General features: G+C 71.2%; 11 protein-coding genes. 9 read left to right on the forward strand and 2 right to left on the reverse strand.

Annotated features, from left to right (window positions below):
• Positions 1-67: 67 nt before the first annotated feature.
• The 5 genes from ACFVU2_RS15140 (at position 68) to ACFVU2_RS15160 (ending at position 11,552) form a co-directional block, all read left to right on the forward strand.
• Entirely contained in the window at positions 68-1,939 is a 1,872-nt protein-coding gene (locus ACFVU2_RS15140) for an alkyl/aryl-sulfatase (RefSeq protein ID WP_387875868.1), read from the forward strand.
• 120 nt (positions 1,940-2,059) lie between these two features.
• Positions 2,060-9,061, forward strand: a complete 7,002-nt coding sequence (locus ACFVU2_RS15145) for a DUF5979 domain-containing protein (protein ID WP_387875871.1) — start codon at positions 2,060-2,062, stop codon at positions 9,059-9,061.
• 34 nt (positions 9,062-9,095) lie between these two features.
• On the forward strand, positions 9,096-9,998 hold the full coding sequence (locus ACFVU2_RS15150) for a PhzF family phenazine biosynthesis protein (RefSeq protein ID WP_387875873.1): 903 nt from the start codon (positions 9,096-9,098) through the stop codon (positions 9,996-9,998).
• Positions 9,999-10,008: 10 nt separating this feature from the next.
• Complete coding sequence (locus ACFVU2_RS15155) at positions 10,009-10,965, forward strand: nucleoside hydrolase (protein WP_387875876.1); 957 nt, start codon at positions 10,009-10,011, stop codon at positions 10,963-10,965.
• Between the two features lie 95 nt (positions 10,966-11,060).
• On the forward strand, positions 11,061-11,552 hold the full coding sequence (locus tag ACFVU2_RS15160; protein ID WP_387875878.1) for a hypothetical protein: 492 nt from the start codon (positions 11,061-11,063) through the stop codon (positions 11,550-11,552).
• 37 nt (positions 11,553-11,589) lie between these two features.
• Here ACFVU2_RS15160 and ACFVU2_RS15165 read toward each other — a convergent pair whose 3' ends face one another.
• The gene (locus ACFVU2_RS15165; RefSeq protein WP_387875880.1) at positions 11,590-12,051 is read right to left on the reverse strand and encodes an Lrp/AsnC family transcriptional regulator; all 462 of its coding nucleotides are present in this window, start codon (positions 12,049-12,051) and stop codon (positions 11,590-11,592) included.
• 106 nt (positions 12,052-12,157) lie between these two features.
• Between ACFVU2_RS15165 and ACFVU2_RS15170 the strand changes: the two genes are divergently transcribed.
• A complete protein-coding gene (locus ACFVU2_RS15170; RefSeq protein ID WP_387875883.1) occupies positions 12,158-12,796 on the forward strand; it encodes a LysE family translocator in 639 nt (212 codons plus the stop codon).
• Between the two features lie 25 nt (positions 12,797-12,821).
• On the opposite strand, the gene ACFVU2_RS15175 is transcribed toward ACFVU2_RS15170, so the two are convergent.
• A complete protein-coding gene (locus tag ACFVU2_RS15175; protein ID WP_387875884.1) occupies positions 12,822-13,574 on the reverse strand; it encodes an SDR family oxidoreductase in 753 nt (250 codons plus the stop codon).
• 74 nt (positions 13,575-13,648) lie between these two features.
• Between ACFVU2_RS15175 and ACFVU2_RS15180 the strand changes: the two genes are divergently transcribed.
• The 3 genes from ACFVU2_RS15180 to ACFVU2_RS15190 all read left to right on the forward strand — a co-directional run bounded on the left by ACFVU2_RS15180 (position 13,649) and on the right by ACFVU2_RS15190 (position 15,818).
• Positions 13,649-14,521, forward strand: a complete 873-nt coding sequence (locus ACFVU2_RS15180) for a sigma-70 family RNA polymerase sigma factor (protein WP_387875887.1) — start codon at positions 13,649-13,651, stop codon at positions 14,519-14,521.
• Positions 14,522-14,708: 187 nt separating this feature from the next.
• Positions 14,709-14,945, forward strand: coding sequence for a hypothetical protein (locus ACFVU2_RS15185; protein ID WP_387875888.1), 237 nt, complete (start codon positions 14,709-14,711; stop codon positions 14,943-14,945).
• Between the two features lie 102 nt (positions 14,946-15,047).
• A complete protein-coding gene (locus ACFVU2_RS15190; RefSeq protein WP_387875890.1) occupies positions 15,048-15,818 on the forward strand; it encodes an SDR family oxidoreductase in 771 nt (256 codons plus the stop codon).
• Positions 15,819-15,834 lie beyond the last annotated feature (16 nt).

Genomic DNA, 15,834 nt, shown 5'->3' on the forward strand with positions numbered 1-15,834 from the left:
AGCCACTAGACGCTCTCCGCCCCGATTGGCGATGATCGGCACAAGCACTCTCGATGAAGGAGCCGGCATGCAGCAGAAGGACCCCACCCCGTCGATCGAGGCCGCGCACCGCGGCCTCTCCGATTCCCTCCCGTTCGCCGACACCGCGGACTTCGATGCGGTCGAGCGCGGGTTCCTCGGGACGCTCGACGATCCGGCCATCCGCAACGAGGCCGGCGAGGTGGTGTGGGACGCGTCGACGTACGACTTCGTGCAGGGCGAGGCGCCGGGCACCGTGAACCCCAGCCTGTGGCGGCAGTCGAAGCTGGTCGCCAGACATGGTCTGTTCGAAGTGGTCGAGGGCCTCTACCAGGTGCGGGGGCTCGACCTGTCGGTGATGTCGTTCATCGAGTCGGACAGCGGCGTGATCGCCGTCGATCCGCTGATCTCTGCCGAGACCGCCAAGGCGGCGCTGGCGCTGTACCGGAAGCACCGCGGGGACCGCCCGCTCGTCGCCGTCGTCTTCACGCACAGCCACATCGACCACTTCGGCGGGGTGCTCGGCATCGTCGACCCGGCCGACCCCGACAGCCCGAGGGTCGACATCATCGCCCCGCATGGCTTCCTCGAGCACGCCATCGCCGAGAACGTGTATGCCGGTACCGCGATGGCGCGCCGTGCCGGGTACATGTACGGGGCCGCGCTCGACCGCGGACCCTCGGGACAGGTCGGCGCCGGACTCGGGCAGACCACCTCCACCGGCACCCCGGGCATCCTCGTCCCCACGATCGATGTCCGCGACACCGGGGAGACGCACACCATCGACGGGGTGGAGTTCGAGTTCCAGATGGCGCCGAACACCGAGGCGCCCTCCGAGATGCACTTCTACCTGCCGCGCTATCGGGCGCTCTGCATGGCGGAGAACGCGACGCACACGCTCCACAACCTCCTGACGCTGCGCGGCGCCCTCGTGCGCGACCCGCACGTGTGGTCGCGCTACCTCTCCGAGGCGATCGAGCGTTACGGCGATCGGGCGGACGTGCTGTTCACCTCCCACCACTGGCCGACCTGGGGCGGCGACCGCATCGTCCACTTCCTCGGCGTGCAGCGCGATCTCTACGGCTACCTGCACGACCAGACGCTCCGACAGCTCAACAAGGGCCTGACCGGGGCGGAGATCGCCGAGGACTTCCGGATGCCGCCGGCACTGGAGGCCGAATGGAGCACGCGCGGCTACTACGGGTCCGTCTCGCACAACGTGAAGGCGATCTACCAGCGGTACATGGGCTGGTTCGACGGCAACCCGGCCCGGCTCTGGCCGCACCCGCCCCAGGCTCAGGCGGAACGCTACGTGGCGGCGATCGGCGGCGTGGAGCGGGTGATCGAGCTGGCGCAGCAGGCTTTCGACGAGGGCGACTTCCGGTGGGCGGCGACTCTGCTCGATCACGCCGTGTTCGCCGACGCGGGCAACGCGGCGGCGAAGACGCTCTACGCGGACACCCTGGAGCAGCTCGGGTACGGCGCGGAGAACGGGACGTGGCGCAACTTCTTCCTCTCCGGCGCGACCGAGCTGCGCGAAGGCAACTTCGGCACGCCGACGACCACGGACGCGCCCGCCATCCTCGCCCAGCTCTCGCCCGAGCAGATATTCGACGCGGTCTCCATCACGGTCGACGGGCCGAAGGCGTGGGACCTCGACCTCGCGTTCGACGTCACCTTCACCGACCTGGGGCGCAGCTTCCACATCACGCTCCGCAACGGCGTCCTGATCTACGTCGAGAAGGAGCCGGACGGCACGACGCCGCTGCGGCTCAGCCTCAGCAAGCCGCGGTTCCTGCGCCTCGCGGGCGGGGACACGACCTCCGACGGGCTGGCGGTGGAGGGCGACCTCGGCATCCTCGACCAGCTGACGGCCGTGCTCGACGCCGGCGATCCCGACTTCGAGATCGTGCTGCCGTGAGCGTCGGTTGCTGAGCGGAGGTTGCTGAGTGGGAGGCGACCGGTGATAGGGGTCTAGATCGACCGTCGTGGGTGCTCGTAGGCTTCCGAGCAACGGTGACACGAACGGGGGTTCGGTGGCATGGCGATGAGGCTGGGAAGACGATCCCGGGCGGCCCGGTGGGCCGGTGGTGCGCTCGCGGCCCTCCTCGTGATCGCGATGGTGCCCCTCGCCGCGGTCTCCGCATCCGCCGAAGGGCCGAGCCAGCTCTCGCTGACGAAGACGGCATCCGCGACCGTCGTCGTGCCGGGCCAGACGTTCACCTACACACTCGAGGTGGGGTGCTCGGCCGTCGATGTCGGCACCGGCTGCACGAATGCCACTCTCACCGACTCGGTCCCGCCCGAGTTCGAGATCGTCGGGGTTTCGGTCGGGACGGGTCTCGACGCGGAGGAGCCGGTCGTCTCGGGTCAGGATGTGACCGTCGTCTTCAACTCGCCGCTCGACGACCCGCCGGGCGCGATCGGCCTGCCGGCGTCCGCGACGGGCGTCGTGACCATCACCGTCCGCCTGCGCGACGACGTCCCGTACGAGCAGAACGGCGTCCCGATCACCAACAACGGGGAGCTGACCGCGACCAACCAGATCGCGCCGGCGGACTCCTCCGCGCCGGTGACGCCGCAGATCCCGCTCGACCTCTCCACGACCGCGACCAAGGCGTACGACCCGGCCGGTGCTCCCGCCGACCCCGGCACGCCCACGACGCTCACCCTGAACGGGACCAACACGTCGAACGCGGGAGTGGACAGCATCGTGCTGACCGACCCGCCGGACCCGACCGCCACCCCGAACCCGTTCGATCACCTGGCGGCGACGTCGCTCGGCGCCGTGACCTTCCCGCCTCCCACCGATCAGGTGCAGGTGGATGTGTGGGACGGCACGCAGTGGGTGCTCGGCACACCGGGCCCGACCGCGGTGCTGCCGTCGAGTCCGCCCGCGGACGGCGTGTTCGGAGTGCGCTACACGTTCACGAGCTCGACGGGCGAGAAGATCCCCGCTGGGTCGACCGCGTCCGCGCAGGTGAACCTCGAGCAGCGCGAGAACGTCTCCGAACTGCCCGGCGCCGTGGTGGTCGACAACACCGTGCAGAGCGAGGTCGCGCTGGGCGGCGAGACGGCGACCGGGACCGGTGACGCCGACTACACCATCCAGTCCAGCGTCGTCACGGTCGGTGCGACCAAGGCGTTCTCCCCGTCGACCGTTGTGGCGGGCAAACCGACGACGGTGACCCTCGGCGGGACGAACCAGAGCGCGGTGCCGCTCACCGACCTGACCTTCACGGAGCCGTCCGCCGGCGGGACGTTCCCGGCCGGGACGTCGTTCGGCGGCTTCGGCACGATCACCGCGCCCGCGGGGGCCACCGGGGTCACCGTCCACTATTACTACGCGGACGGCACGGACGAGGAGATCACCTCCCCGAACCCCGGCACGATCCCGCCGCCGGATCCGGCGAAGACCGTCACGCGCTTCTCGGTCACCTTCACCGGATCGATGCCGCCGGGCGCCAGCGCGAGCATCCCGTTCACCCTCGACACCGACGAGTCCATCACGACGGATCAGCTCACCCTGACGAACACGCAGACGGTGGACGGCACATCGGAGCAGAACACGACGGGCACCGCGGACGCGACCGCCGACCTGACCATCTACACCACGCGCCTGGACACCACGATCGGCAAGACGATCAGCCCGAACGAGATCGCGTCGAGCCCGGGGGAGTATGTCACCGTCCAGCTCCCGGCGTCGACGGCGCCGTTCCCGCAGTCGACGGTGGATGCGGACACGATCATCGTGCAGGACCCGCCGGGCGACCCGCCCGCGCTCACCGACTGGTGGAACCACTTCGACGCCACGGCGATCACGCAGACCGCGGTGCCCGCGAACGCGAGCATGACCATCCAATACTGGGACGGCACGCAGTGGGTGGACCTGCCGGGCGCGGTCGGCATCACCGGACCGACCACGCCTCCTGCATTCTCGATGGACATCCCCGCCGGCCTCCAGGACCAGATCCAGGGTCTGCGCTTCGTCTACACCCCGATCAACGGCACGACCTTCCCTCCCGGCACGACGGTGCAGCCGAACGTGACGATGTCGCTGCGCGACCAGCTGCGCGACGGCACGGGACCTGCGACCGGGACCGACCAGACCATCGAGAACTGTGCCGCCTCGTCGGCCACGGGCGTCGGGGGCGAGACCGCGAACGCCGTCATCCCGTCGCCGTGCCCCGTCGTCGACCTCATCGCCGGCGGGCTGCCGGGTGGCGACGACTTCCTCGACAAGGCGTGGGCCGCGCCGAAGGTGCTCACGGCGCGCAGCGACGCCCAGACCACCGCGACGCTGAACTGGTCGACGGGAGGCCGCGCCAACCTGTCGTCGATGGTCATCTCCGACGCAGCGGATCCCACGACCACCCCGGTCTCGCAGTCGGTCTTCAACGCGTTCGATCTCGTCGGCATCCCGGCGATCTCCGCCGCACAGGATCCCCACTTGAAGTACGACCAGATCACCTCCGTGCAGCTCTACAACGGCACAGCGTGGGTGGACGCGGCCAACGACCCGTGCCCGTCGGCCTGCGTGGGAACGTTCCCCGGCGTGACCCTGACCGCGGCCGAGCGTGCCTCCACCGTCGGGGTGCGGATGACGTACGCCGAGAGCCCGGCGCGTGCGGCTGCCTCGGCCGGCGACCCGACCGCGCCTCCGGTCGGTTCGGGCGTCGCCCGGTCGACCGGCAACGACCGCGCGATCGTGCTGACGTTCCAGCTCCGCGACGACGTACGCGCTCCGCAGAAGAACCCCGACCCGGTGGTCGCGACGCGGATCTACAACACCGACCTGGCCGGCGAGATCGCAAACACTGCGCGTGCGACGGGCACCTCGTCGATCGACGGCTCGACAGTCACCGATACCGCCTCCGACATCGTCCGGCTGCTCGACGTGCCCCTCAATGTGACCCTCGACAAGACCTGGCAGGGCGGTCCGCTCGGCATCCCGCAAGCGGGGACGGACCCCACCCTCTATCCGTCCGGCCGGATCACGCTGACCGCGACGAACACCACCGCGTCGAACGTCGACAGCCTGGCGATCACCGATCCCTCGCCCGGAAGCGCGTCGAACCCGTTCGAGATCTTCGATCTGGTCAAGTTCGAGAGCATCTCGGTGCCCTCCGGCGCGACCAGCACGACCGTGTACCTGACGAACGCCGTCGGTGTGGAGACTCCGTATTCGATCGACGAGGCTCTCGCTCTCACGCCGGAGGACATGCAGGACGTCGTGGGCGTGCGCGTCGCCAGCACCGGACGCATCGACGCGGGGGCGACCTCCGTTGTCGTGTTCGACACCCGGCTGCGCGCGACGCACCGCACCGGCGGCGCCCCGGTCACGGCGGCCGACGACTCGCCGGTGCCGAACACGGCCGAGGCGGGGGTCGCCGACCAGGGCGGTGCGCCCGGCGGTACGCCGACCACGGATGCGTCGGCGTCGATCCAGCTCGACGACGGCACGCTGACCGTGACGGCGGAGAAGACCATCAGCCCGGCTCAGCAGACCGAGCCGGACGATTCGCCGGTCACCGTCACGCTGACCGGAACCCCGGGCGGCACCATCCGCGCCCGCACGATCACGCTCATCGACGACACCGGCACCTTCTGGAATGCCTTCGACTTCAAGGGATTCGCGACACCGCTCGTCCTCACCTCGCCCATCGACCGCGTGGTCATCGACGCCTGCGTCGGACGCACCTGGGCCGACCCGACCGCGGACTGCGAGAACGACGGCGGCCGCTGGGTGCAGGGCTCGATCCTCACCGAGGCGGAGGCCAACGCCAACCCGCTGCCGCCGGGGGTGACCCCGGACCAGGTCGAAGGCCTGTGGTTCTTCTTCGCGCAGGAGAACGGCGACCTGCTACAGCCGACGCCGACCCAGTCCGTCGAGCTGAGCATGCAGCGCCGGGCCGACCTGCACACCGGCGGTGCCGTGCCGAGCGACCTGTCGACGAACACGCCCGCGCCGGGCGAGACGGCGGCCGGCACGTTCACCAACACCCTGGAAGCCTCCGTTCAGGGCACGTTCGACGCGGGAGGCCCGCCCTTCCGTGCCACCGACTCCGCCACGGCGACCGAGCAGTACCTCCACGCGGTCAGCTCGGTGGACGTGTCGAAGACGCCGGCCGGCGTGCAGCAACCGGGCTCGGTCATCCCGTACACCCTCACGGTGACGAACACCGGCGCGATCGCGGTCACCGATCCGGTCATCACCGACCAGATCCCGACCGATGCCACAGGGCCGCTGCTCGTGTTCGACCCGTTCGCGGCGCCCGGCAGTTCTCCGTACACATACGCCCTCGCCGGGGCGGCACCGGTGCCGCCGAGCGGTCCGCCCATGCCGACCGACGGCTCGCAGGTGACGGCGACCGTGAGCCAGGCCGGCGGGCGCATCCAGTTCACGTTCCCGCCGGGGACGGTGCTGGAGGTCGGCCAGACCTACACGATCACCGTCGCCCTGATGTTCCGCACCGGTCTGCCAGCGGGGACGAACGTCACCAACACGCTGGACGTCGCGGGCGATCGGCCGTTCGACTCCTGCGGGGGAACCCTCGACCCCACGACCGGAGCGTGCTCGACGGATACGACGGTCACGGTGGAGACGGCCGGCGCGCTCCGCGGCATCAAGACGGTGCGGGCGACCGACACCGAACTCGGCGTCGACCCGACGAACCCCGCCGTGCCGAACTGCGTCGCCGACGCCGACGGTTTCTACGCGGGCCCCTGCGTCCCCATCACCAAGCCGGGCGGCACGGAGGTGTGGCGGCTCAACCTGATCAACACCGGCACCCTGCCGATGGACAGGATGGTCGCGATCGACAAGCTGCCGACCCCCGGCGACACGGGCGCGCTGACCCCGCTGCCCCGCGGCTCCGAATTCCGGCCGACATACACCGGCACCTCCACGCTCGCCTCGGCACCTGCCGGCGCGACGATGGAGGAGTACTACACGACCGACGCGCAGCCCTGCACGGACGACCTCGCGACCACGGGCACCGCGTGCCCGCCCGGGGCGTGGACGCTCTGGGACGGCTCCGCCGACCCGGCCACGGTGACCGGCCTCAAGTTCGTCGTCACGTTCGCGCCGACGATTGCGCCGGGCGGCGCGATCGGCATCGACGTGACCACCCGGACCCCGGCGGTGCCGCCCACCGGCACGGACGACCCGATCGCGTGGAACACGGTCGCCGTCGCGGGCGTCGTCAACATCAACGGCACTCCGACGGTCACCGCCCAGACCGAGGGCAACAAGGTCGGGGTCGAACTGGCCACCGGACCGCTGTCGATCGAAAAGCAGGTGACGGGTGCGGGCGCCGGCTTCGCGCCGGGGACCTTCACGGGCACGCTCCAGTGCGTCTCGGCGGGCGTGACCCTCGATCCCGTCCCGGTGACGCTGACACCCGGCACGCCGACGACCATCGACGGGCTGCCGTGGGGCGCCGAGTGCACCTTCGTCGAGGATGACGCGGGCCAGACCTCGACGACCTCGACGACCGCCACGGTCGGAACCGATGCGGACCCCGCGGCGGTGATCACGGTCACGAACGTCTACGAGCTGGCCGGTCTGATCGTGACCAAGGCCGTCGACTCCGCCGCCGTCGACCAGGACGGCACCCCGATCCCGTACGGCCCGTTCACGGTCACCGTCGAGTGCACGTACCTCGGCGATACCGTCTACGCGACCGGCTACGGCCCGACGACGCCGATGACGGCGGATCTCTCCGACGGCGGATCGCTGGAGCTCGGCGGCCTGCCCGCCGGAGCGTCCTGCGTCGTGACGGAGACCGACGCGAAGGGCGCGACGAGCACGACCGTCACCACGACCACGTCAGGCGGGACCACAGGACCGACCGACGGCACAGCGACGACCGTCGTCCTGACTCCGGACGCGGGAGGCGACCCGACGAACACCGTCGCCATCGCGAACGCGTTCGGCGTCGGCTCGCTGCAGCTGATCAAGGCGGTCGAGGGTCCGGGCGCCCCGGACTTCGGAGCCGGGCCGTTCCTCCTGCACGTCACCTGCACGCTCGACGACGCCTCGGGCAGCCGGACCACCTGGGACGGACCCGTCGTGCTCGGCGGCAACCGCCCGCTGCAGGCCACCATCGACGACATCGCCGCCGGATCCGTCTGCGCCGTGACCGAGCCGGGCACGGGAGGGGCGAACGCCTCGGTCGTCGACCCCGGCCAGGTGACCATCGGCGACGGCACGACCGTGACGGTGACGGCGACGAACACCTTCCTCGCCGGCTCCATCCACGTCGACAAAGTGCGTCAGGGCCCGGGTGCTGCGCTCTACGGTGCCGGACCGTTCACGGTGACCCTGACCTGTGTCCGTCCGGTCGACGGCCTCCCGGCGCCGGTCGTCATCCCGGGCGGCGCGACCCGCACCCTCGAGGACGCGAACGGGTATGCGGCCGACTACACGCTGCTCCCCGCCGACGCGACCTGCATCCTCCGCGAGACGGGAACGGGCGGCGCGACCGCGAGCACCGTGCTCGATGCGGACGGGCAGCCCGCCGGGCCCGTGACCGTGGTGCCGGGCGAGACGGTCACCCTGACCGCTGTGAACACGTTCGACGTCGGGTCCATCACGGTGACGAAGAAGCTGGACGGCGCGGGCGCAGCGAACGCGACCGGACCGTTCGTCGTCCACCTGGTCTGCACGGCGACCGTGGACGGCCTGCCCGCTCCCGTCGTCATCCCGGGCGGCGCCGACCGCACCCTCGCGCGCCCCGGACTGACGGCGACCTACACGGATCTGCCCACCGGCGCCCGCTGCAGTCTCACCGAGACGGATGCCGGCGGGGCGGCCTCCACCTCCATCACGCCCAACAGCGGCGACACGGCGACGGGCACGGTGACGGTCGGCGACGGCGTCGCGGTGGACATCACGGTGACCAACACCTTCGATCCGGAGGCGGCGACGCTCTCCGACACGGGGTCGGACCTCGTGCCGCTCGCACTGCTCGGCGCGCTGCTGGTCGGGCTCGGACTGATCGCACGCACGTCGATGCGCACGCGCCGTCGCCGGAGCTGAGGCGGAGACGGGCACGGGCGGGCAGGATAGGGCGATGGAAATCCCGTTCTTCTGGATCGACGTCTTCGCCGAGCGCCCGCTGGAGGGCAACCCCCTCCCGCTCGTGCCCGACGCCGACGGACTGACGGACGAGCAGCTGCGCGCCATCGCCCGCGAGTTCAACCAGTCCGAGACCACGTTCGTGTGCCTCCCGGGCGACCCGCGGGCCGAGGTGCGGCTGCGGTCCTTCACGCCCGCGGGGGTGGAGGTCGGCGGCGCCGGCCACAACGCGATGGGCGCCTGGATCTGGCTGGCCGGCAGCGGACGTCTCGAACGTGGGCGTGCGGACTTCGTGCAGCAGATCGGCGACGACCTGCTCCCCGTGCACGCGACCGTCGGAGGAGCGGACGGCGTCGTTCGCGTGACCATGGAGCAGTCCGCGCCGCGGTTCCCCAGGCGCACCGCACCGACGGAGGCGCTCGCCGCGGCCCTGGGAATCGGTGTCGACGGCCTCTCCGCCGACGGTCGGCCCGAGGTCGGATCCACCGGCGCCGAGCACCTTCTCGTGCCCGCGTCGAGCGTGCAGGCGGTCGACGCGGCAGTGCCGGACCACGCCGCTCTGAAAGCCGTGCTCGCGGGCGCGGGCGCCGAGGGGTGCTACCTGTACACGACCGCTGTCGACCGTGCTTCGGGCATGCACGCGTACGCCCGCTTCTTCAACCCGACCGTCGGCATCGCGGAGGATCCGGCTACGGGCACCGCAGCGGGTCCCCTGGCCGCGCGGCTGGTGCGCGACGGTCTCGCGTCCGGCGGCCGCACGGCCGGCGCCTCGACCATCGTGATCGAGCAGGGCCGGTCGATGGGGCGTGCCAGCCGGATCCTCGTCACCGTCGACGGGGATCGCGTCGCCCTGACCGGATCCGGTGTCGTCTCGGCGGCGGGCACCCTGTTCCTCTAGGGTGTCCTCCATGCCGGAAACCCGATTCGTCCACCTCGATTGCGACACGGGGATCGACGACGCCCTCACCATCGCCCACCTCCTCGCGCATCCCCGGGTGCAGCTCGTCGGAGTGAGCACCGTCAGCGGCAACACCTCCGCCGCTCAAGCGGCGGCCAACACGCTGGGCCTGTTCGCGCTGGCCGGCGCCGAGGCCGGGGCCGAGGGCGGCATCCCCGTCGCGATCGGCGAGCACCACCCGCTCGCGGGCGAGTTCCACGGGGGAGCGCCGCACGTGCACGGCGGCAACGGGGTCGGCGACGTCGTCCTTCCCGAGGCGGCCCAGCCGGTGAGCGACCTCACCGGGCCCGAACTGCTGATCGCCTCGGTGCGTGAGCACCCGGGCGCCGTCGACGTGCTGGCGATCGGGCCGCTGACGAACCTCGCGAGGGCCCTCGAGCTCGACCCGGAGCTGCCCGCACTGGTCAAGAGCCTCACCATCATGGGCGGCGCGGTCTGGGTGCCGGGCAACATCACTCCCGCCGCCGAGGCCAACATCCACAACGACGCGGAGGCGGCCGAGGCGGTCTTCGCCGCGGACTGGCGGATCACCCTCGTGCCGCTCGATGTCACCCTGCAGCACGGCTTCGACGTGGAGGCGCAGCGCGCCCTCGCGGGAGCAGGCACTGCGTATCACTCGGCGCTCGCGGCGATGCTCGACCGCTACCTCGACTTCTACGCCAGTGTCACCGCGGTGCGCCGAGCGGCCCTCCACGACCCGCTCGCCTCGATGATCGTCACCGGCGACAGCGTGCCGAGCGAGGTGCGCGTGACGGGCCTGGACGTCGACACGTCGCGGGAGGCGACCCGTGGACGCACCTCGCCGGACGGCGCACGACCGGCGAACATCGACGTCGTCACGGCCGTGGACGGAGACCCCGCGTCCGTCCTCCTCGCACAGCTGCTGGCGTACCGCCCGGGAGCCTGAGAGACCGAGAAGGCCGGGAGCCGCTTCTCCGAGGCGGGCAGAGGGCGGATACTCGTCTGGGAGCCGATGCAAGGTCGGCCGGGAAAGGACACACGATGCAGATCTCGCGCGACTCGATCGGCCGGATGATCTCGGAGGAGATCGGGCCGACGGCTCTGGACGGGACCCCGCCCACCTTTCTCGGCTCCATCGTGACCGGGGTCGCGCTCGCGGTCGGCGAGAGCGAGGTGACGTACCTCGGTGCGAGCAGCCAGGCGACCGCCGAGATCGTCCGGGTGCGCGTCGGCGCGTTCACCGCGGGCACGGTCACGACGATCGAGGCCGTGTTCTCGCGGCTCAGCCGCAACGCGGACGTGACGACGCGGGTCCACCGGCGCTCCGACCTCGAGCGGCTGGAGGTCTCCGGAGGCGCCCCCTCCGTCGGAGCCGACGACACGGCCGAGTGGCCCGGCCGCTTCACCGTGCGCGCGCTCTACCGCGACGGGCTGGAGCTCGTCATCCCGATGAGCGATGCGAACACCCCGCACAAGCGCAACTCGGTCTGGACGATCTTCGGCAGCCTGCGGGAGGACCTCTCGGGTCGCTGACGGCGACGGCGACGGCGGCGGGACCCCGGGCTCGACGTCACGGCCGGAGCGGCAGCGAACGCCCCGCCACCACGTTCTTCATCACGAGGGTCGTCTCGAGCCGGCCGACGCCCGGGAGGTTCGAGAGCGTCCTGTCGTACAGCTCCTGGAAAGCGGTCAGGTCGAGGCAGACCACCCGCAGCAGATAGTCGGGGTCGCCGAAGAGACGCTGTGCCTGCAGCACCTCGGGGACCTCCGCGACGGCGGACTCGAACGCTTCGATGCTCGACTTGTCGGTCACGCGCATCGTCGCGAAGAGCAGTGTCTCGAAACCGAAGCCGAGCAGCGTGAGATCGACGTCGGCGTGGTAGCCGGAGATGACTCCGTCCGCTTCGAGTGTGCGCAGCCGGCGGTGAGCGGGGGAGGTGCTCAGGCCGACCCGTTCGGCGAGCTCGGTGATGCTGAGCCGGCCATCCTGCTGCAGCTCGGCAAGAATCTTCCAGTCGATCGCGTCGATCATCTCATTGTTTCCACTCCTGGGCTGGTTTCGCACAAAACTTGGAACCACCTTCTGCCGATTCCCACCTAATCTTCCCTCGACACCGTGGTTCGGGGAAGGAGTGGACATGTCCGTATCGGCGATCGTCGCGTTCGGAGGCATCTCGCTGCTGTTCATCGTCACGCCGGGGGCGGACTGGGCGTACGCGATCTCCGGAGGTCTGAGGCACCGCGTCGTGCCCGCCGTCTGCGGGCTCCTGCTCGGTCATGTCGTGGTCATCGCGATCGTGGCGGCCGGCGTCGGCGCGGTGATCGCCCGGTTCCCGATGGCGCTGACCGTGCTCACCCTCGCCGGTGCGGTGTACCTGCTGTGGCTCGGGTGGGGCGTGCTGCGTCGCAGCTCCGCGCCCCGGGCCGCCGACGCGGTGGACGACGGCTCCGCGCGGCACTGGCTCGTGCGCGGGTTCGGTGTCAGCGCCCTCAACCCCAAGCTGCTCCTGCTGACGTTGGCGGTGCTGCCGCAATTCACCTCGGTGACGGCCGCCGCTCCCGTCGCCGCCCAGATCGCCCTCCTCGGCGCCGTCCACGTCGTCAACTGCGCGATCGTCTACTTCGCCGTGGGATTCGCGGCCGAGCGGGTGCTGTCGGCCAGACCGCTCGCGGCACGCGTCGTCTCGCGGGTCTCCGGGTTCGCGATGATCGGGATCGGCGCCGTCCTCGTCGTCGAGCGGGTGGCGCACGCCGTGTCGCCGGCGGCGTTAGCCTAGACCGGAGAGTGCATCCCGGTCGGGCTCACGCAGGCAACGCCTCCAGGTACTCGCGCCAGGTGCCCGGCCCCCGATCGGCGTCCGCGCCCGCGAGATTGGCTTGGGCGCGGTAGGCGCGTCCCACGGAGCCGGGCAGTCCGAAGCGGAGGTGGGGGTGGCGGCGTCCGGGCAGGTCGTCGATCAGCTCCTCCAGGGTGCGGACCTCGGGTCCCGCGAGATCGGGCACGCGCCCGGCGGGAGGCTGGACCGCGAGCGCGGCGAGACGCGCGGCGACATCCTCCACGGCGACCGGTTCGAGCCGGACGTCCTTCATGATCGGCACGACGGGGAGCCGTGCCATCCCGCCGGCCATCCCGCGTGCGAAGTCGTGGAACTGCGCGGCCCGCAGCACCGTCCAGGGAACGCCCGACTCTGCGAGCACGCGCTCCGATTCGGCCTTGCGCCGGAAGTAGCCGATCGGCATGCTCTCCGCGCCGATCACCGAGATGAGGACGACGTGCCCGACACCGGCGGTGCGCGCGGCCTCCGCCACATGCCGGGTGCCGACGTCGTCGTGTTTCGGGCCTCCCGCCAGATGGAGCACGACATCGACACCCGCCAGCGCCGGGGCCAGGCCGGTGCCCGCCACCGTGTCGCCGACCACGAACTCGACGCCCTCGGTCGCGGGCCGGGCGTGACGGGTCAGGATGCGGACGTGCAGGTCGCGCCCCACGAGCAGCGGGACGACGTGGCGGCCGAGGTTGCCGGTGCCGCCGGTCACGAGAATGGTGCGGGTCATGGTCTCTCCTTCGTCACATCGGGGCCGTGCGCCCCGTCTTATGGAGGGACGGGCGAACGAAGGAGAATGTGACGATGTCGATCGATGAGGAGGCGCTCGCCGAGGCTTTCGAGCTCCGGCGTCCCCGACTGCGCGCCGTGGCGACCCGCATGCTGGGTTCGTCGGCCGAGGCGGACGACGTGTTGCAGGACGCGTGGCTCAAGCTCGCCCTCGCCGATACGGACGCGATCGAGAACCTCGACGCCTGGCTGACGACCGTCGTGTCGCGCTTGAGTCTCGACGTGCTGCGCTCCGCCCGGGTCGTGAAGACCGATCGGTGGGCCGTCGAACCGTGGGAGGTCTCGGTCTCGGCCGCGGGGCCGGAGGCCGACCCCGCCGCGATCGTCGCGGGCAACGAGCGCGTGGCCGTCGCCCTGCTGACCGTGCTCGACCTCCTCTCGCCGACGGAGCGTCTCGCGTTCGTGCTGCACGACGTGTTCGGTCAGCCGTTCGACGAGATCGCGGAGATCGTCGGTCGTTCGCCGGCTGCGACCCGGCAGCTGGTCTCGCGGGCGCGACGGCGCGTGCGCGCGAACGACGTCGCACCGCGAACCGATGGCCCTCGGAGCCGGGAGGTCGTCGCGGCGTGGCTCCGTGCCGTGCAGGACGGCGACCTCGCCGGCCTGCTGAGCCTGCTCGACGAGCGCGCCGTCCTGACCGCCGATTACGGCTCCTCGACGGTGCGGCTGGACGGCGCTGCCGAGATCGCCGCCTCCGCGACCGGAGCGGCGCGCCTCGCCGCGCACTCCGTCCCCGTGCTGATCGGCCGCCGCCCGGGTGTCGCGGCGGTGCTGCACGGCCGCGTGGTCTCGCTCATGGCCTTCGAGCTCGACGCCGCGGGCCGCATCGTCGGCCTCGAGGTGCTCGCCGACCCCCTGCGTCTCGCCGCGATCGACCTCGCGGGGTGATCGGAGGGTCGTTCCCAGTGCCTCTTCCACCGGACCGTCGCTGTGCCGTACCCTGTCGGACACCGGGCCCAGACCTCGCCCGGGAGCATCGAGCGATCGCGCACCTCGCTCGCGCACGGGTCCTGGCCCGTCGACGCGTACATCGACGTGGCCGCCCATCCAACCCGTGCGTCCGAAAGGGTCGAGAATGCGCGCACACGACGTCCACGTGCTCTGGCAGTACACCGGCGAGATGCAGGTCTCGTTCGGCGTCTACGCGACGGTGAACGAAGCCTCCACCGCCTGGAAGCAGATCCGCGACGACGGCTTCTACATCGCCGCGTCGGGCGAGATCAGCGAGTTCATCACCGACGACTTCGCGCCGGGGTCCTGGAGCATCGAGTCGTACACGCCGGGGCGCGTGCCGCAGGAGACGATGCTCTAGTCACGGGTGCCGTGGGCCGTAGTCCCGCCCCCGGTAACGGCAGGGCCTCCCACGTGGCCGGGGCGCAGCGTAACCTCGACACGAGACCTGGAAGGACCAGCCATGACCACACCGCCCCCCACCGTCCTCCTCGTCGGCGCCACGGGAAGTATCGGCCGCCTGGTCGCGGCGGAGGCCGTGCGACGGGGCTTCGCAGTGCGTGCCCTCGTGCGCGACCCTGCCCGGGCGCGCACGTTGCCCGGGGGAGTGGAGGTCGTCGTGGGCGACCTGACGCTGCCGGCGACCGTGACCGACGCCGTCGCGAGTGTGGACGCGATCGTGTTCACCCACGGCTCGACCACGCGGGAGCAGGATGTCCGCGACATCGACTACGCCGGCGTCGCGAACATCCTGGACGCACTCGGCGACCGACGGGTGCGCATCGCGCTGATGACGGCGGTCGGCACCACCCGTCCGGGTGTTCCGTACGCCGCGTGGAAGCGTCGCGGCGAGGCGCTCGTGCGCGCGAGCGGCAACGACTACACGATCGTCCGGCCCGGCTGGTTCGACTACAACGACGCCGGCCAGCGGCGCATCGTCATGCTGCAGGGCGACCTCCATCAGTCGGGCACCCCCGCCGACGGCGTGATCGCCCGCGACGAGATCGCCCGCGTGCTGGTCGACAGCCTGAGCAGCCCGGACGCCGTGCGGAAGACCTTCGAGCTCTCGGCTGAGACAGGGGAGGAGCAGCGGGATCTCGATCCCGTCTTCGCGTCGCTCGCCGCGGACGCCGACGGCTCGCTGGAGGGAGCGCTGGACGCGCCGGCGCCGGCTGCCGACGAGGAGCCCGAGCGGTTCCGCGAGGACCTCACCCGGATCGAAGGATTGCGCTGATTTGCATCTGACGGCG

Origin of the sequence: Leifsonia sp. NPDC058194, assembly GCF_042883605.1 — a bacterium.
Lineage (GTDB): Bacteria > Actinomycetota > Actinomycetes > Actinomycetales > Microbacteriaceae > Leifsonia.

Bases quoted from the DNA above. Each gene is read 5' to 3' on its own strand.
- ACFVU2_RS15155 (WP_387875876.1), top strand. From the start codon at position 10,009: ATGCCGGAAACCCGATTCGTCCACCTCGATTGCGACACGGGGATCGAC.
- ACFVU2_RS15160 (WP_387875878.1), top strand. From the start codon at position 11,061: ATGCAGATCTCGCGCGACTCGATCGGCCGGATGATCTCGGAGGAGATC.
- ACFVU2_RS15190 (WP_387875890.1), top strand. From the start codon at position 15,048: ATGACCACACCGCCCCCCACCGTCCTCCTCGTCGGCGCCACGGGAAGT.
- ACFVU2_RS15170 (WP_387875883.1), top strand. From the start codon at position 12,158: ATGTCCGTATCGGCGATCGTCGCGTTCGGAGGCATCTCGCTGCTGTTC.
- ACFVU2_RS15185 (WP_387875888.1), top strand. From the start codon at position 14,709: ATGCGCGCACACGACGTCCACGTGCTCTGGCAGTACACCGGCGAGATG.
- ACFVU2_RS15165 (WP_387875880.1), bottom strand. From the start codon at position 12,051: ATGATCGACGCGATCGACTGGAAGATTCTTGCCGAGCTGCAGCAGGAT.
- ACFVU2_RS15150 (WP_387875873.1), top strand. From the start codon at position 9,096: ATGGAAATCCCGTTCTTCTGGATCGACGTCTTCGCCGAGCGCCCGCTG.
- ACFVU2_RS15145 (WP_387875871.1), top strand. From the start codon at position 2,060: ATGGCGATGAGGCTGGGAAGACGATCCCGGGCGGCCCGGTGGGCCGGT.
- ACFVU2_RS15180 (WP_387875887.1), top strand. From the start codon at position 13,649: ATGTCGATCGATGAGGAGGCGCTCGCCGAGGCTTTCGAGCTCCGGCGT.
- ACFVU2_RS15175 (WP_387875884.1), bottom strand. From the start codon at position 13,574: ATGACCCGCACCATTCTCGTGACCGGCGGCACCGGCAACCTCGGCCGC.
- ACFVU2_RS15140 (WP_387875868.1), top strand. From the start codon at position 68: ATGCAGCAGAAGGACCCCACCCCGTCGATCGAGGCCGCGCACCGCGGC.